The following is a 15,897-nucleotide window of genomic DNA, read 5'->3' on the forward strand; positions in this document are numbered from 1 at the left end:
GGGGATGTGCGCGGGGGCGGGGAGGGGTGGGGGGGGGTGGGGTGCGTGGGGGGGGGGGGGCGGGGGGGGGGCCTGGTGGGGATAGACGGTGCGCGGCGCCTGCTGGGGCGTCTGCTGCACCGCGACCGGCACCGGCGGCTTGATGGTCTCGGCCGACGGCGGCGGATCGGCAGGCACCTGGGCGGCCTGTTCGATCGGTGCGGGCGCGGGTGCCTGGCTGCTCGGCACGATGGCGGCCTGCGCGGGGCTGGGCCGCGAGTCGACCGTCGGGCGGATGCTGACCGCGAGGGAGATGACCAGTGCGACCACGCCGATGACGAACACCGACGTCAACGCGCTGCCGACCAGGAGGAAGGGCTTGCGCCCCTCTTCGGTCTCACGCATCTCGGTGGCCGCGAACTCGTCGACCGCCTCGGCACCGACCGGCGCGAGCTGGGTCTCCGCAGCGGCGAGCCCGGCATAGACCGAACCTGCGGTGTCGCCGTCGGGATCTTGCGAGTAGGCCAACCCGACGGTCGTCGCCTCGAAGGCGGGCGCGGCGGCCGACGCGAGGGCGGCGCCCCGCGCCAGGGCCAGTTCCGCGTCGTCGGGTGCGCTGACCGGGAGGGCGACGAGGTGTTCGAGGTGAGACTTGACCGAGCTGACGTCGACGCCGGAGCCGACGACGAACATGCCCTGCGGCGGGGCGTCCTGCGCGGCGACCGCGTTGGCCATCTCGGTCAGCACCGCCATGGCGTCGGCGCTGTGCAGCGAGCGGCTGAGCACCTTGACCACCGAGCCGTCGTCCGTGCGGACCACCGACAACGTCGCGGTGTCGCGGTCGACGAAGAGCAGGGCGGTGGTGTCGTATCCGACCGCGCGCCCGACCGCCTGCGCGAGAGACGCGGCGGCATGACTTTCAGCGATGAGCATGACGTCGTCGATGCCGTGCGCGGCGAGTGTGTCGCGCAATGCGGAGGCCTCGGTGTGGTCACTCCACGTGACGCCGATGGATTTGAGGTGATGCCCGCCGGATTCCGCGCTTTCCTTGGTGCCCTGGATGGCGGCGACGACTTGCTCGGCGACATTTGCCGAGGCGTCGGCGGACGTGACGTCGAAGACGTCGTGATCAACGGTGACGCCGTCCGCCTTTTCGCCTTCCACCAGCACCATGCGGACCGTCGTAGGTGTCATCGACACACCAAGAACGATGTCCACTCGACCCCTCCAAATATTTGCTGCAGCCTGGTCGTTGCACGGGCTCACCTGCAGATTGAACGCCGACAACTAGTACTTCATCGGCGTGACCAGCCACGGCGTTACACGCGTCGCGGTTAGCTGTACGACGGTGATACGTGGCCGGCACGCCAGTGCTTATGACATTACTAGCCGTGCAGAGATTCCCGCCCGGCCTCGACTCGGGTCAGTTGGACCGGAGGAAGTTCTGGTAGGACCGCGACGGCGTGGGGCCCCGCTGGCCCTGGTACTTGGAGCCGACCTTGTCACTGCCGTACGGATGCTCGGCCGGGCTGGTGAGCCGCAAGAGGCAGAGCTGGCCGATCTTCATGCCGGGCCACAGAGTGATCGGCAGATTCGCGACATTCGACAGCTCGAGTGTGATGTGGCCGGAGAACCCCGGGTCGATGAAGCCGGCGGTCGAGTGCGTGAGCAGGCCGAGGCGGCCGAGCGATGACTTGCCTTCCAGTCGGCCGGCGAGGTCGTCGGGCAGCGTGCAGCGCTCGAGCGTCGCGCCGAGGACGAACTCACCAGGGTGCAGCACGAAGGGCTCCCCCTCTTTGGGCTCGACGAGGGTGGTGAGGTCGTCCTGCCGCAGCGCGGGGTCGATGTGGGTGTAGCGGGTGTTGTTGAACACCCGGAACAAGGTGTCGAGCCGGACGTCGACGCTGGACGGCTGAATCAGACTGTCGTCGAACGGATCGACACCGAGTCTTCCGGCGTGGATCTCGGCCCGAATGTCGCGGTCGGAGAGCAGCACGGGACGAGCGTAACGGCGAGTATCGCGTCGGGGGCGTCGGGCCGGGGGATCAGGGCCTCACGAACACTGTTGTGAACGGTTGAGAGCAATCCACAGCAAATCTTACGTCCGCAACAATATTTCTCACAGAGTGCTCCGCGATGTTGCGAACGCGTGTTAGCTTGCTGATCGTCACCAGTTTTGCTATCGGGGATGGTCGCAGTGCGCGACGACTGGTGTCTCTCTCTTATCCCACGTGTCGTCGTGGTGCGCTGCTGCCCGGGCTGCCACCGTGTCGAAACGTTCCACCGTTGTGCCTCAAATACCAACTCCGGGCTGACAATTGGGGGAAATTCTGATGGATGCTCGATCAACTTGTCCGCGCCCACGTGCAGCGGCGTCGGCGCTCGCACACGGAACGCATGTAGGTCGCATCGGCGGGTTAGCTGTTGCACTGGGAGTTGGGTTTGCGATGGCCAGTGGCGCCACCGGCGTCGCCTGGGCCGACAAGGACTCCACGTCCGGCAGTTCGTCCTCGGACAATCAGTCGGTGTCGCGACCGGATGCCGCGCCGTCGGACACCTCTCCGTCCCGCGGCAAGAAGAAGACCACCAAGAAGGACAGCTCCGCGGTGACCGGAGACGCCGCGGACGCTGATGATGCGCCGTCGCGCAGCCACCGCCGCGCCACGGCGCCGAAAGCGGATACACCGGCACGTTCGACCACAGAGGACGCCGGCGAAGAGCCCACCGTCGAGCGGGCCGACACACCCGCCGCCGTCGAAAAGCCTGCAGCGTCGGCCGCGCCGACGCGCGTCAGCACATCGCGAGCGGCACGAAAGGTCGTCACCTCGACGACGGTGGTGACCCCGCCCCACATAAAGACCGCGAACGACACGAAAGCCACCGTCGAGCTGGACCAACCTGCCGCGCCCGTTACCCCTGCAACGCCCGATGCGCCCGCCGGCACCGGAATGTGGACGCTGTTGAGCGCCGCGAGCCGGGAATCGCGCCGGACACTGTTCAACCGACGGCCCGTCCTGGACAACCAGCAGGTCGACGTCACGTTGGACGAGTACGACGACGTCAGTGTTCCGATCTCGTTCGGCGGAACCGACCCCGACGACGATCCCCTGACGTACCGGGTGGCGCGCGGCAAGTGGTTCGGACCCAGGCACGGCACCGTCACGGTCGATCAGGCCACCGGAACGTTCACCTACGACGCCGACAACGAGTTCGCGCTCACCGGCGGCCGAGACAGGTTCCTGGTCAGGGTTTCCGATTACGACAGCGACGACTTCCATCTCCACGGCCTGTTCAGCGGGCATGGGAAATTCGCGTTCGTGACGGTCGTCGTCGCGCCGACGGACCGGGCGCCGGTGGCCGGCAACGACAGCGTGACGGTCGACGAGGACGGCCTGCTGGTCATCAAGCCCTCGGACCTGCTGGCCAACGACTCCGACGCCGACGGTGACGACCTCGCCGTCGAGGGTTACACCCAGCCCGAACACGGCGATCTGTGGATCAACCGCGACGGCACCATCAGCTACGACCCCGACGACGACTTCAATGGCACCGACACCTTCACCTACACCGTCACCGACGGGACGAAGACCGCGACCGCCACGGTCACCGTGACCGTCAACCCGGTCAACGACGCCCCCGTCGCGGTCGGCGACACCGTCGCGGTCGACGAAGACGGCCTCTTGATCGTGAACCCGGCCGACCTGCTGGCCAACGACACCGACATCGACGGTGACGACCTCACCGTCGAGGGCTACACCCAGCCCGAGCACGGCGCCCTCTGGATCAACCGCGACGGGACCATCAGCTACAACCCCGACGACGACTTCAACGGCACCGACACCTTCACCTACACCGCCACCGATGGCACCGAAACCGCGACGGCCACAGTCACCGTCACCGTCAACGCGGTCAACGACGCACCGGTCGCGGTCGACGACACCGTCGCGGTCGACGAGGACGGCCTCTTGATCGTGAACCCGGCCGACCTGCTGGCCAACGACACCGACATCGACGGTGACGACCTCACCGTCGAGGGCTACACCCAGCCCGAGCACGGCGCCCTCTGGATCAACCGCGACGGGACCATCAGCTACAACCCCGATGCAGACTTCTACGGCACCGACACGTTCACCTACACCGTCACCGATGGCACCGAAAGCGTTACCGCCACAGTCACCGTCACTGTCAACGCCGTCAACGACGCACCGGTTGCCACCGACGACACGCTGGAGGCCACAGAAGACACCCCGCTGACATTCTCGCCGGTGACTTTGTCGGGCAACGACACTGACGTCGAAGGCGATACGTTGACGGTGGTGATCGGAGCGGCGCCGACCAACGGCACTCTCGTACAGAACGCCGACGGCACCTACACTTACACGCCCAACGCCGACTTCAACGGCACGGATTCGTTCACCTATTCGGTGTCCGACGGCACCACGACCAGCGCTCTGGCGACGGTGACGATCAACGTCGCGGCCGTCGACGACGGACCGGTGGCTGCCAACGACTCGCTGAGCGCCACGGAGGACAACCCGTTGACGTTCACTCCGGGAGCGTTGTTGGGCAACGATGTCAGCACCTCGGGCGGGACATTGAGTGTCGACTCGTTCACCCAGCCCGCCAACGGAACGCTGGTGCTCAACGCGAACGGCACATTCACCTACACGCCGAACGCCAACTTCTTCGGCGTCGACACGTTCACCTACACGGCGACGGACGGCACCTTCGCGAGCGGCTCGGCGACAGTGAGCGTGAGCGTTGTCGGTGTCGATGACGCCCCGGTGATCACCGGCGTGAACGTCGGCGCTGCCGATCCTTCGTCGGCGGAGGTGCGGGGCTCGGTCACCGCGACGGACCCTGACGGTGGGACCATCACCTACAGCGCGCCGACGACCACGCCCTACGGCACGGTGACGATCGATCCGAACACGGGAGCATTCGTCTACACCCCGACGGACGACGCGCGAGCGGCGGTCAGCGGCGGGACGACCGGGGGGACGATCAACCTGACCGATCCCTCGCAGGTCACCCAGGGCACGTTCGACAGTGTCCCAGGCGGGCTCGGGCGGATCACGCAACTCAGCCAACGCGGCGCTACGCGGAACTACGTCGCCACGTTCTTCACCGCCACCGCAACACAGACGTACACACTGGGGCAGGCGGAGGCGCCGGTGGACACGGTGATGATCGTGTACCGCGGCACGTTCGATCCCAATTCACCGGAGACGAACGCCGTGGTGCTCAACGACGACAGTCGCGTACACGCCGTCCCGGTCACCGGCTGCGGCGGCAGTGCGGGCCTCTGCCCGGAAGTGAGCCTGGACCTGGTCGCAGGAGAGCAGGTCTCGATCGTCGTCACCACGTACTGGTATGACGAGCAGTTGGGTCTCCCGCAGAGTTTCTACTCGACAGGACCGGGACGCTTCAGCACCACGCCGCCGGAGGACACGTTCCTGATCACTGCGACCAATTCGAGCGGGGAGACGACGACAGTCTCGGTGCAGGCCCCGATCACGCCGTTGCCCGCAGCCTCTCCGCTCTGACCTGACGCGGTGACCTCGCCTGGTGTGCACGTAGATCGTGCTGTGAGCGCGATCTACGATCTGAGCGCACACCAGGCGAGGTTTCACCCGTGTTAGCCTTTCTCTTCGAAACACAGCCGATGTAGTTCAATGGCAGAACATCAGCTTCCCAAGCTGAATACGCGGGTTCGATTCCCGTCATCGGCTCCATTGCGATGTTGCAAGAGCTTGCCGGCGGCATCGATGATTCTGGCGTCGAGGTCGTGGACGAACGCGGGTTCGGGCGTTGCGGCCGCCGCTTCCGCCGGCGAATGGAGTGGTGACACCATGCTGTTGCCGGTCGGCAAGCATACGGGCTGCCCTGAGTAGCAATAGCTTTCGCACTTCCGCGTTCGCCTACGTCAAGGCCCTCGGCGTGCAGGTGCCGGCTGGTCGATGCCGTCGACAACGAACGCGCACCCAATTCTGACGTCCCCGTCGGCGGAGCCATTCATACCCCGTTGCCACTGCGAAAGACGTGACCACCGATTGTCATCGTCTCGTCATGACAAAGCCCGGGCTCGAGAATCAGCCTGCTGGGTCATCCACACCCGCCGGACGGCTTAATACCGTACTTCCATGGCTGATGACACCGGAAACCAGAGCAACTCGAGCGACAACCAGCGCACAGGCGGAGCTGCGCCCGGGGGCAACCCGGACAACAGCGAGACCGTACAGAACATGGACGCTCCCGAATTACGTACTGCGGTGATCGAGCTGTTGACGATCATCGATGATTCCGACGATCTCGACGTGATCGTCACCATCTCCGACGACGGCACAGTCCTCGTCGAGGCTGCCTAGCCCGTCCAGGAGATACGTCATGACCACTGCAGTAGGACGGCCCGCAACACCGGTCCTCGACCCGGCGAAACTCATGCCGCACAGGTGGAAAGTTCTGCTGGGGTCGGGAGTGCTCGCGATCATCCTCGGCCTGCTGATGCTGGTGTGGCCGGGCAAGACCGTGCTCGTCGCCACCGTGCTGTTCGGTGTGGCTCTGCTCGTCGCCGGCGGTGCACAACTGTTCTTTGCGATGGCGTCGGAAATCTCGGGCGGTGGTCGAGCACTGCTGTTCATCAGCGGGGCGGTATCGGTGATTCTCGCGGTACTCACCTTCCGGTACTTCGGCGAACCGTTCTCGATCCTGCTGTTCGCCGTCTACATCGGCATCAGCTTCATGATCAGAGGGGTAGCGACCGCGGTCGCGGCGATCAGTGGCACCAGAACGTCGGGGCGCGGTTGGGAGATCTTCTTCGGAGCCGTCTCCGTAGTGGCCGGCATCATCGTGCTGCTCCTGCCCTACTCCTCGATTCTCACGCTTGCCATGGTCACGGGCGCGTGCCTCGTCGCCTTGGGCGTCTTCGAGGTCGTGTCCGCGTTCAACGCTCGACGCGACCCGGCCAGCCAGGAGGCACATCAATGACGACCGAGGAGCGGGCTTTCGGCAGCCAGTTAAGAGCACCGCAGGGACGCCGCGTGCTCGACACCGCGCAGGGCATCCTCATCGGACTACGGCGATGTGACACCGATGCGGCGTTTCAAGAACTGGTCCGTACTGCGCACACTCACGTCGTTCCGGTCTTCACCATGGCCTCAGCGCTCGTAGCACTCGCAACGGGCACTGTCCATTTCAGTCGCCTGCCGGAGCGGGCACAGGCCGTGGCACGGGATACGTGGGGCTCATTGCTGGACGGCTCACCGACGAACGGGGCATCCGCGTGGTCGATCGACGACTTCTATAGGGCGGACGGAGAATGAACACCGCTCCCTTCATCGCCCTGCGCTCCGGGGAGAAGATCGCCGCGCTGGGCCAGGGAACGTGGCATTTCGCCGAAGTCTCGGCGAGGCGCGCCGACGAAATCGCCTCGATCAACCTGGGTCTCGACCTGGGGATGACGGTGCTCGACACCGCGGAGATGTACGGCAACGGCGCGGCGGAAGTCTTGGTGGGCGAGGCAATCGCCGGACGGCGCGACGAAGTGTTCCTCGTCGACAAGGTGCTCCCCCACCATGCGACCCGGGCGGGCACCGTCCGCGCCTGCGAGGCGAGCCTGGGCAGGCTCGGTGTCGACCACATCGATCTCTACCTCCTGCATTGGCGCGGCAGCATCCCGCTGGCGGAAACGATCACAGGCTTCGCCGACTTGAAGCGGGACGGGATGATCCGGCATTGGGGCGTCAGCAATTTCGACATGGACGACATGATCGAACTGTCCACCATTCCCGGTGGCGACGGGGTCCAGACGAATCAGATCCTCTACAACCTAACCCGGCGAGGCCCCGAGTACGCGCTCCTGCCGTGGCTCGCCCAACAGGGCATCCCGGCCATGGCCTACTCACCGATTGAGCAGGGACGGCTGCTCGACCACCCGGCGTTGCGACCGATCGCCCAGCGGCACAACGCCACCCCCGCACAGATCGCGCTCGCCTGGGTGCTTCGCAACGATGGCGTCAACGCGATCCCCCGCGCCGCAACGCCTTCCCACGTCGAGCACAACGCCGCCGCCCGAGACATCGGGCTGACCGGCGACGATCTGCAGGCCCTCGACACAGCGTTCCCGCCGCCCACCCGACCGCACCCGCTCGAAATACTGTGACATCACGACGATCCGTACGCCCGGTGCGCGACAGGCCCTGCCGCACTCTGTCCGCCAACCGGTACCTCGTGCCCCGGCAGCGGCTCGTAGACGAACCAATTGCGGCCGCCGAAGTCGAAGATTGCGGTCAGCACCGCCTCCAGTAGTGGGTTCCACACGGGGCGCGACGGATAGCCCAAGGGCAGGACGACGGCGTCGGCAGTGCCCGCGGGCGTCGGGATCGCGATGTCCTGCCCGGGCACGCCGTAGATGCCCTGCGACGTCGTCTCGGAGAACAGGTCGTCCACCCACCCGGCCACGAGGATTTCGGCGGCCGCGATGTTCTGCGGCTTCGAGAAACCGGCAGTGAGGTACTCGGCGAACTGGATGATCTTGTTGCCGCCCAGCATGTAATCGATATGCCGGCCGCCGACGAGGTGGACCCCGTTGAAGTTGTCAGGCCGCGCGAGTTGCAGTTTGTCGGCCATGTCTCCGTTGCGGCTCCAGAAGTACCGGTCCGACGAGATCAGGTAGATGGGCCGGTAATTCTCTCCGCGGAGCTTGAACAGGGCGTTGTTAACGAACGGAGATCCGGCGGGTTCGACACCGTCGAGCATGATAATGCCCTGGAGATCGGCGATCGCGCCGTTGTCGACGAGGAAGCCGGCGACACTGGTGACAAGTGTGCCGCCTGCCGAGTGTCCGACGAGCAGGAACTTCTGCGGCAGGGCCACCTCGTATCCGGCTGCGAAGGAGGCACTTTGAGTGAGTGCCGCGCGATCGCCGACGAACAGCTCAGCGACAGCGCGCTGCACGGTCGAGCCGCCCACCCACTCCGCCGACGGCGAGAAGAAGTTCGACGACAGTGACGGCGCCACGATGATGCTGTCGGTGCGCTCGGCGAGGCGCGCGATCGTGTAGCTGTAGATCGGTCCGCTGGCGAGGAATCCGTGCTGGAAGTAGATCAGCCGTGTCGAGGCGTCGGCGTCCTCGGGGAAGTACCAGTCGGCCTGCACCGAGCGGCCCGCGCCGATGGGCAGCGTCAAGCTCGACGTCCGCACGGTGACGGTGCTGTTCGGTGGCAGAACGGGTGGCCCGTCGGCGACGTGGATCAGCCCCACGAGGGTGTTGAGCACCAGCGATCCGACGACGTTGAGCAGTCCGGCGCGCCGCCCGGGTGCCGGCACCGGCCCGTCGTCATCGATCTGCACCCGGGTCGCGACGGACGGTACTGCCTGCGGCGCCGCCGGCTGCGGCGTCACCGCGCGGGTTGTGGCGCGCTCAGCCGACGGCACCCGAGGAGTCACGATGTCGGCGAGTCCGTCCCGCACGGTCAGGCGGCCGGCAGCTTCGGGCGGAGCATCGACCGTGCTCGGTGCGGTCCCGTTCGCCGGTGCGCCGGTGCGCGGCGACGTGTGCCGCGCCTCGCGAGGTGCGCGCCGCGGCGCGGCTTTCGGGGTCTCGGCCGAGTCCGTGTCTTCGGCGCGCGGATGGCGAGGTGTCAGCCATCGAGGACGGCGTTGCTCGGTGTCCGGGCGCTCGGCTCGGCGGACGCGTGGGAAAGCCTCGACGCGCGGCCCCGGTTCCGTGGGTGCACTCACCGCGGCCTGACCGTCGCCCGAATCCGGCTCCGCCGCTGCGATTCCCACGCCCAGGAACAACGCGGCCGACATCGGTGCGGACAGCACACCGAGCGTCATCACTGTTGTAGTCCGTCGCTTCACAGCCATTCCCCTAAATAGACACCTGGATTGAGTTGTTTATTTATAGATCGGCGACCTCGACACCGCAAGAGCGTCCGGCATAGGGTCGTCCAGAGGACCGCCAGAATGAGAAGATCCCCCGACGCCGCCGCTGCGGCACCGCCGCGCCGAGCACGCGGACGTCCTGTTGGAGGGGGCAACTCCGCCGACCAGGCCCGCACCGTGTTGATGGACGCTGCGGAGCGCTCGATCCTGGCGCGCGGGTTCCAGGCCTCCACCATGGAACTCATCGCACGCGAGGCCGGCTATTCCCGCGCCGCGATGTACCGCCATTTCCCGAATCGCCAGCGCCTGCTCGAAGAGCTGGTGGCCCGCAAGACGCGGGGGCATCAGCAGGAGATCGGGGCCCGTCTCCCCGAGGGTGCGGGCCTGGCCGACATGCTGGTCGAGAGTCTCGTCATCGTCGCGACGGAACTCGTCGAGGACCCTCTGCTGCAGACGTTGTCGGAGCACACCGAAGACGGCACCATTGCGCAGTTGATCGCCAACGACCGTTCGCTGACCGAGCTGATCTCCGTGTTCGTCAGTTCGCTCGACGTCGATCGCGACGGACTACGCGACGGCTTGCGACCCGACGATCTCGCGCAATTCCTTGTCACCACTGCGATCACGTTACTCATGGGGATCGTCCCGAATTCCACCGATCCGCAGACCACGCGCCGCTACCTGCGGACCTTCGTACTGCCGGCACTCCTGAGCGATCCGCCGCAACCCGAGCATGTCTTCATGTCGGCACCTCCGGCAGAATTCCAGGAATGAGCAGGCCACGTCTCGCGTCGAACCGGCTCGACCGCGCTGCAGCGCTGCGCGCCGAGCGCGCCGCCCTTCTGGAGGTCTGCGAACGCCTCGACGAGTCGCAGTGGCAGGCGGCGAGCAAGGCTCCCGGGTGGAGCGTTCGTGACGTCGTCGCGCACATGGGTTCCGGCTGCCATTCCATTTTCACACCGTCGGCGCTGAAGGTGTTACGCAGCAAGGACATCGAGACCACCAATGACGATTTCGTCGCGCAGCGCCGGTCCTGGCCCACCGCAGATGTCCTGAACAAACACCGCACCTGGAGCTCACGGGTGGTGACGCTGACCGCGGCGATCTCCCGCACGCCGCTTGCCCGCACTCCCATGCCGCTCGCCGAGCTCGGGAGCTTTCCCGCCGCACTTCTTCTGGGCGGGGCGATGACTTTCGATCACCACACGCACCTGCGCCACGACATCCTGCCTGCACTCGACCTTCCCGATCCGGGCACAGATGCCAACCGCATGGGCGTCGTCGTCGAATGGATGCTGGCGGTGCTCCACAACCAGCTGATGTCGGCGCAGCCGTCGTGGCTGACACGCCCGATCACACTGGAGCTGCGGGGCGCGGGCGGTGGAGCCTGGACGATCGGCCGCGAAGGAGTGCGCATCGCGAACTCTCAGCGCACCGACACCCGAATCACAGCTGCCGTCAGTGAATTTCCCGAGTGGGCGACGAAACGCTGCGAGTGGCGGGGCCGCACGGTCGACGTCTCCGGGGACGAGGATCATGCCGCCACCGTGCTGGACCACATCAACATCGTCTAGGCCATCGAGATCACCTCTGCAGCATCAACCCTGCGGCGCGGTGCGCGATCATCATCGTCGGCGCGTTCGTGTTCCCCGACGTGATGGTCGGCATCACCGACGCATCCACCACGCGCAGCCCGTCGATACCGTGCACTCGCAGCTGGGGGTCCACGACCGACTTTTCGTCGAGGCCCATGCGGCACGTTCCGACGGCGTGCCAGATGCTGCTCTCCGTCTCGGTCAGCCAGTCGCGGTCGTTGGGGGCGGGCTCCTCCATGCGCGATCCCACCAGACCCTTCATCGCCGGCTGGTTCTCGATGAGGTCGCGGGTCATCGCGGCACCATCCATCAGTTTCGTCACGTCGGATTGTTCTGCCAGCCGGTCCATTTCGACGACGGGAGTGTCGCCTCTGACGCTGACACGTCCTCGAGCCTCGGGATGCAGCAACACCGTGAACACGCTGAACGCGTCCCGCCGCTTGATGGCGGCCCGACCGCGGACGGGGACGAGGAAGTATCGGACGGGGGTGATCGCCACCTGCAACTCGTCGGTGAACAACTGCGCCTCGAAAGGAGTCGTCGTCATCGGGCCGGTGCCGTGTCGGGCGAGGGAAGCGAGCCCCCGCGCGGCGGCCACCGGACCGAGGGTGTTGAGGGTGGGAACCCTGGCTTCCCAATGCTGGTTCACCACGAGGTGATCCTGGAAGTTCTCGCCGACCCCGGGAAGATCGAGCACTGCGCCGCCTGGCCCGATACCCGATCTGAGCAGCAGTGCCGGCGTACCTATCGCACCGGCACTGCGTATCACGGCCTCGCGAGCTCGCACCGTCCCGCGGTCGCACTCGACCGCAACTGCTCTGCCTGACTCGACCACCACGCGGGTGGCTCGTGTCCGTGTCATCACCCGGGGGCGTTGTACCTCGGGGAGTCCTCTGAGGTATCCACGCGCTGAGGAGAACCGGAGGCCGCGCCACTGATTGACCTGGCACCGGGCGACGCCGATCTGGCTGCGGCCGTTCTGATCCGGATTGTGCTCGTGTCCGGCCTCATTTGCCGCGGCGACGAACGCCGCGTCGAGTTCGTGGTCGTGCCCGCACCAGGACACTCCGATGGGGCCGGAGGCGCCACGAAAGTCGTCGGAACCGCCCACCCAGCGCTCGAGAGACCGGAAGTGCGGCAGCACATCGGCGTAGGACCAGCCGGTTGCCCCGGCAGCAGCCCACCCGTCGAAGTCCGCTGCGCGTCCGCGGTTGAACACCATCGCATTGATGGAACCGCTACCGCCCACGACGCGACCCGCGGCGAACGCTGTGCGGTGCCCTCCCTTGCTCGGGTCCGGCGCGGTCGGATACTTCCAGTTCGCGGTCGCGAAGAGGGACGCCATCCCGAACGGGAGATAGACGTCGGGGCGTCGGTCGGTGCCTCCAGCTTCGACGATCACGACGGTCGCGCCCGCAGACGCCAAGCGTGACGCGATGATCGACCCGGCCGACCCGGCACCGACGACGACGTAGTCGGCATCAACGAGATCGTGGCGACTCACGGCTCTGCGCCTCCTTCCGCCGCGACACACCTGGTGCGTCTCCGGCGGACACCACCCTAGAGCACTTTTGAATCTGAATTCAACGACGAGGCACGCCTGGTCCTCTCACTCGTGTGACACGCTCGCCGGGCAGTTGTATCGATAGCGACTGCGAGCAACCATCGTCAGCTTCAGGTCGTCGATCAGCGGCTCGAGAAAGGTTCCCCGGTACTCCGAGTCGCTCACCACACGTGCCGAGATGTACATGAACGTCAGCGCAGCCAGGAACACCGTCATGTTCAGCAAGGCCTGCGGCACGGGAACGAGCATGCCGAAGATCTCCGCATCGGGCCGACCGCCATGGGCCCACCGCTCGAGCAACTCGGGGCTGAGCACCACCAGCCCGATCACGAAGAACACGCCGGACGACACCAGCGACACCGTCAGAATCTGCGCGATCTGACTGGCCGCGAGAATGAAGACCTCGTTCCATCGCTCGCCCCGGGTCAGCGGGTCGGCGCGCGGCGGGTCAGCCATCTGCTCGAACGGCGTCCCCGCCAATCGCTCCAGATGGCGCGCCGACGCACTGGCCGACTCCAGCGTCGGCCTCGCCCGCTCGATCGTGCGCGACACCACGAACGTCACCGCGATCGTCACCAGGATCGCCACCAGAAGCCAGAGCCGCTTCGGCGTGATGGTGGCCGACATGATCCACACGTAGGTGTTGAAGAAGACGAGCACGATCAGCAGAACCACCGGCAGCACACCGATCATCAGCGCGCCGACAGCCCGCAGCTGCGCCCATGTGAGGCGGGTCGCCCAGCCGAGCACCGAACCGACACCGGTGACCGTCAACACCAGGATCGCGACGATGATGCCGCCGGTCGACACCAGCGACAGCACGTCACGCTGCAGGACGTCGCAGACGATGGCCACGACGGACGCGACGGCCGAGACGATGGACTGGGACCGGTCTGCGTTCAGGCGAGCAGTCCGCCAGCCTGCGATCGCCGCCACCGGGACCGCGAGCGCGAGCACCACGAGCACCACTCGCTCGACCGTGGTCACGTCGATCGAGTCGATGGAGACGTATCGATCGCCGGTGAGCCAGTAGACCACCAGCCTGCTCACTGCCAGCACCGCAACGGCCGCCAGCGCCGGCGCTGAGCGGGGCCACACCGCAGTGAACCGCCCGCGCGGAGTGAGTACCGACGGCAGGCCCCGGTCGAGAAACCAGCGGTCCGCAGCGCGGGTGTCGATTCTGGAAGTCACGGATCAGGCTCTCTCACGGCAGAATTCGCGTCTCACAACTCGTCGGGAAGCGTCCTGCGCCTCGCCTTGTGTCGATACATGTCGAGATCCGCTGCGCGGATCAGTTCGGTGATGTCGCTGGGCACATTGCACGTCCACCCCACCGATGCGGTGACACTCACCTCGCCGCTGTCGAGTTGATGACTCCCGCTCAGCGAGGCAGCGACAAGCGAGGCCAGCTGCGCAACGAGTTCGTCGGTGACGGAGTCGATCATCAGGACCACGAACTCGTCCCCACCCAGGCGGTACGCCGAGTGGGGCGCCACCGCATCGGCGAGTCGACGTGCCGCGGCCTGCAGCACCGCGTCGCCGGCAGCGTGGCCGTGAGTGTCGTTGATGCGTTTGAACCCGTCGAGGTCGGCGAAGACGATCCCGACGGGCGCATGCGGCTCGGCTTCCCGGCATTCGGCGATCCGGGCCACCAGCGAATGTCTGTTGTGCAGGCCGGTCAATTGGTCGGTCACCGCAAGCCGGGCGAACTCCGCGTCGACCAACTTGCGGTCGGTGACGTCCTGGTACTGGCTCAGCACGACGTCGGCACCGCCGTGGGCGGCGGCAACGAGTACCGCGTGGCACTGGACCCAGATCGTGGCGCCGTCCCGGCGCACATATCGGAACTCCGCGAAAATCTGAGGCGCAGAACGTTCGACGAGCTGACGCCACTCCTGCTCTGCGGCATCGCGATCGTCGGGATGGATGCCGTCGAGATGGTTCAGCGCCACTGTGTCTTCCTCACGTGGGAGTCCGAACATCCGACACAGTGAAGGATTGACGTAGAGCGCGTCTCCTGCCGTCGTGAACATCGCCTCGCCGAAAGGCGCGTTCTCTCTACTGATGTGCAGCAGCCGTTGCGCCTCGTCACGAGCTCGCTCGGCCTCGACGCGTGCCGTGACATCAGCGACCTCGACATAGAGGCCCTGCACCGCACCGTCGACGAGGTCTGGCAGATAGGACGCCTGAACATGACGGGTGAGGCCGTTCCCGTCGGTGAGCGTCTTCTCGAAGACCTGGTCGCGGCCGTCCATCGCGGCCTCGACATACGGTCGGCTGGTCTCACCGAGATCGCCGACCAACAACTCGAAGATGTGGCGACCACGGATCTCCGCCGGAGTCCTCGCGAAGAACTGCGCATGGGCGTTGTTGGCGATCACGTTGCACAGGTTGGCGTCCCAGTAGGCGACCATCGACGGCAATCGATCGATGAGCTGCCTCAGTCGCAAGGCATCATCGGCTACCTCGTATGACATCGATCGACCCCTCACGCTCACCAGAATCCGTCGATTCCGTTCCGAAGCCTTCCACACCTTGCTGGTCACACGCCTCGCTACGGAGCTCGGTCGCCTGCCATCCCCTGGGCGTCAGCCGGTCCGCAGCGTTCCCCCAGTCCGCGTCCAAACTCCGTCCCTACCCTCGCGGAGGCGTCGGGGAGCTCGAGACAAGGAGCAGTCGATGAAGGCGAGATCGTTCATCACGTGCGCTGCGGTGACCGCAGGGATCGGCGCTGCCGTCCTCGGCCTGGGTGCCGCACCGGCGATGGCGCAGCCGGGTGGGCCGGGACCTGGCCCCGGCTGGCACGGGCCACCTGCGCCGCCCCCTCCACCGCCCGGCGGGCCCGGCTGGCAGGGACCTCCCGGTCCGCCC

At 66.4% G+C, this 15,897-nt stretch carries 14 protein-coding genes and 1 tRNA gene; 9 read left to right on the forward strand and 6 right to left on the reverse strand.

Features of this window, described 5'->3' with window-relative positions; genetic code table 11:
• Both DMB80_RS26655 and dcd read right to left on the reverse strand, forming a co-directional pair.
• A partial coding sequence (locus DMB80_RS26655) for a DUF7159 family protein (protein WP_111512591.1) occupies positions 1–1,197 on the reverse strand: 1,197 nt, incomplete at its 3' end.
• A 205-nt stretch (positions 1,198–1,402) separates the two neighbouring features.
• Positions 1,403–1,975: a dCTP deaminase gene (dcd, locus tag DMB80_RS26660; protein WP_046366617.1), complete on the reverse strand. Its 573-nt coding sequence runs from the start codon at positions 1,973–1,975 to the stop codon at positions 1,403–1,405.
• 451 nt (positions 1,976–2,426) lie between these two features.
• Here dcd and DMB80_RS26665 point away from each other — a divergent pair, with 451 nt between their 5' ends.
• From DMB80_RS26665 to DMB80_RS26690, 6 genes are all read left to right on the forward strand, one after another.
• Positions 2,427–5,525: a tandem-95 repeat protein gene (locus DMB80_RS26665; RefSeq protein ID WP_162938725.1), complete on the forward strand. Its 3,099-nt coding sequence runs from the start codon at positions 2,427–2,429 to the stop codon at positions 5,523–5,525.
• 115 nt (positions 5,526–5,640) lie between these two features.
• Positions 5,641–5,714 (forward strand) — tRNA-Gly (locus DMB80_RS26670).
• Between the two features lie 408 nt (positions 5,715–6,122).
• Positions 6,123–6,347 (forward strand): hypothetical protein, encoded by a 225-nt coding sequence (locus DMB80_RS26675; RefSeq protein ID WP_111512583.1) that lies wholly within the window; start codon positions 6,123–6,125, stop codon positions 6,345–6,347.
• A 19-nt stretch (positions 6,348–6,366) separates the two neighbouring features.
• Entirely contained in the window at positions 6,367–6,966 is a 600-nt protein-coding gene (locus DMB80_RS26680; RefSeq protein WP_111512584.1) for an HdeD family acid-resistance protein, read from the forward strand.
• Positions 6,963–7,301 (forward strand): ANTAR domain-containing protein, encoded by a 339-nt coding sequence (locus DMB80_RS26685; protein WP_111512585.1) that lies wholly within the window; start codon positions 6,963–6,965, stop codon positions 7,299–7,301. Before DMB80_RS26680 ends, DMB80_RS26685 begins: the two co-directional genes overlap by 4 nt.
• Complete coding sequence (locus DMB80_RS26690; protein WP_111512586.1) at positions 7,298–8,140, forward strand: aldo/keto reductase; 843 nt, start codon at positions 7,298–7,300, stop codon at positions 8,138–8,140. The genes DMB80_RS26685 and DMB80_RS26690 overlap by 4 nt, the downstream gene beginning before the upstream one ends.
• Before the next feature lie 2 nt (positions 8,141–8,142).
• On the opposite strand, the gene DMB80_RS26695 is transcribed toward DMB80_RS26690, so the two are convergent.
• Positions 8,143–9,819: an alpha/beta hydrolase gene (locus DMB80_RS26695; RefSeq protein ID WP_240431406.1), complete on the reverse strand. Its 1,677-nt coding sequence runs from the start codon at positions 9,817–9,819 to the stop codon at positions 8,143–8,145.
• 129 nt (positions 9,820–9,948) lie between these two features.
• On the opposite strand from DMB80_RS26695, the gene DMB80_RS26700 reads away from it, so the two are divergent.
• Together DMB80_RS26700 and DMB80_RS26705 are read left to right on the forward strand one after the other, a co-directional pair.
• Positions 9,949–10,641, forward strand: a complete 693-nt coding sequence (locus DMB80_RS26700; RefSeq protein ID WP_240431407.1) for a TetR/AcrR family transcriptional regulator — start codon at positions 9,949–9,951, stop codon at positions 10,639–10,641.
• Complete coding sequence (locus tag DMB80_RS26705) at positions 10,638–11,441, forward strand: maleylpyruvate isomerase family mycothiol-dependent enzyme (protein ID WP_111512588.1); 804 nt, start codon at positions 10,638–10,640, stop codon at positions 11,439–11,441. Before DMB80_RS26700 ends, DMB80_RS26705 begins: the two co-directional genes overlap by 4 nt.
• Positions 11,442–11,451: 10 nt before the next feature.
• On the opposite strand, the gene DMB80_RS26710 is transcribed toward DMB80_RS26705, so the two are convergent.
• The 3 genes from DMB80_RS26710 to DMB80_RS26720 form a co-directional block, all read right to left on the reverse strand.
• The gene (locus DMB80_RS26710; RefSeq protein WP_111512589.1) at positions 11,452–12,966 is read right to left on the reverse strand and encodes a GMC family oxidoreductase; all 1,515 of its coding nucleotides are present in this window, start codon (positions 12,964–12,966) and stop codon (positions 11,452–11,454) included.
• A gap of 105 nt (positions 12,967–13,071) precedes the next feature.
• On the reverse strand, positions 13,072–14,217 hold the full coding sequence (locus tag DMB80_RS26715) for a hypothetical protein (RefSeq protein WP_048424439.1): 1,146 nt from the start codon (positions 14,215–14,217) through the stop codon (positions 13,072–13,074).
• A 32-nt stretch (positions 14,218–14,249) separates the two neighbouring features.
• Complete coding sequence (locus DMB80_RS26720; protein ID WP_111512590.1) at positions 14,250–15,503, reverse strand: diguanylate cyclase; 1,254 nt, start codon at positions 15,501–15,503, stop codon at positions 14,250–14,252.
• Positions 15,504–15,705: 202 nt separating this feature from the next.
• On the opposite strand from DMB80_RS26720, the gene DMB80_RS26725 reads away from it, so the two are divergent.
• Positions 15,706–15,897, forward strand: a 192-nt coding sequence (locus DMB80_RS26725) for a hypothetical protein (protein WP_205538950.1), incomplete at its 3' end; no start/stop codon positions are given.

Source organism: Mycobacterium kyogaense (assembly GCF_003254575.1).
GTDB lineage: Bacteria > Actinomycetota > Actinomycetes > Mycobacteriales > Mycobacteriaceae > Mycobacterium > Mycobacterium kyogaense.

Bases quoted from the DNA above. Each gene is read 5' to 3' on its own strand.
- DMB80_RS26685 (WP_111512585.1), top strand. From the start codon at position 6,963: ATGACGACCGAGGAGCGGGCTTTCGGCAGCCAGTTAAGAGCACCGCAG.
- DMB80_RS26695 (WP_240431406.1), bottom strand. From the start codon at position 9,819: ATGACGCTCGGTGTGCTGTCCGCACCGATGTCGGCCGCGTTGTTCCTG.
- DMB80_RS26665 (WP_162938725.1), top strand. From the start codon at position 2,427: ATGGCCAGTGGCGCCACCGGCGTCGCCTGGGCCGACAAGGACTCCACG.
- DMB80_RS26680 (WP_111512584.1), top strand. From the start codon at position 6,367: ATGACCACTGCAGTAGGACGGCCCGCAACACCGGTCCTCGACCCGGCG.
- DMB80_RS26690 (WP_111512586.1), top strand. From the start codon at position 7,298: ATGAACACCGCTCCCTTCATCGCCCTGCGCTCCGGGGAGAAGATCGCC.
- DMB80_RS26720 (WP_111512590.1), bottom strand. From the start codon at position 15,503: ATGTCATACGAGGTAGCCGATGATGCCTTGCGACTGAGGCAGCTCATC.
- DMB80_RS26675 (WP_111512583.1), top strand. From the start codon at position 6,123: ATGGCTGATGACACCGGAAACCAGAGCAACTCGAGCGACAACCAGCGC.
- DMB80_RS26700 (WP_240431407.1), top strand. From the start codon at position 9,949: ATGAGAAGATCCCCCGACGCCGCCGCTGCGGCACCGCCGCGCCGAGCA.
- DMB80_RS26705 (WP_111512588.1), top strand. From the start codon at position 10,638: ATGAGCAGGCCACGTCTCGCGTCGAACCGGCTCGACCGCGCTGCAGCG.